The organism is Aquabacterium sp. CECT 9606 (assembly GCF_918741295.1).
Taxonomy (GTDB): Bacteria; Pseudomonadota; Gammaproteobacteria; order Burkholderiales; family Burkholderiaceae_C; genus Aquabacterium.
The window spans coordinates 1-612 of record NZ_CAKKNB010000018.1 but is presented as its reverse complement, the minus strand read 5'-3'; the positions used below and the strand labels follow the sequence as shown (position 1 = coordinate 612).

The 612-nt window shown below is 66.8% G+C and carries 1 pseudogene; it reads left to right on the top strand.

Annotation, left to right across the window (positions count from 1 at the left end):
* Positions 1-612, top strand: a pseudogene (locus LQ232_RS23495) (heme utilization protein); the annotation flags it as partial.

Genomic DNA, 612 nt, shown 5'->3' with positions numbered 1-612 from the left:
CGCTGCCATCGAAACCACCGACATCAAGGCCCTGACCACCGCCCAGGTGGCTGCCCTGACGACCGCTGGGATTGCTGCCCTGACCACGGCGCAAGTCGCCGTGATCGAAACGGCCGACATCAAGGCCCTGACCACCGCCGGTGTCGCTGCCTTGACCACCGCGCAAGTTGTGGCCCTGGATTCCACCCAAGTCGCCGCCTTGACGACGGCCCAGGTCGCCGCCTTGACGACAGCCCAAGTGGCCGCCATCGAAACCACCGACATCAGCGCGCTGAACACGGCCAACGTCCGAGCCCTGACCACCGCCGGTGTGGCCGCCCTGACCACGGCCCAAGTCGTGGCCCTGGACTCCACCCAGGTTGCGGCCCTGACGACCACCCAGGTCTCCTCGTTGACCACGGCTCAAGTGGCCGCCATTGAAACCACCGACATCAAGGCCCTGACCACCGCTCAGGTGGCTGCTTTGACGACCGCTGGTGTCGCTGCCCTGACCACGGCGCAAGTCGCCGTGATCGAAACAGCGGACATCAAGGCCCTGACCACCGCCGGTGTCGCTGCCCTGACCACCGCCCAGATCGTGGCCCTGGATTCAACCCAGGTCGCTGCCCTGAC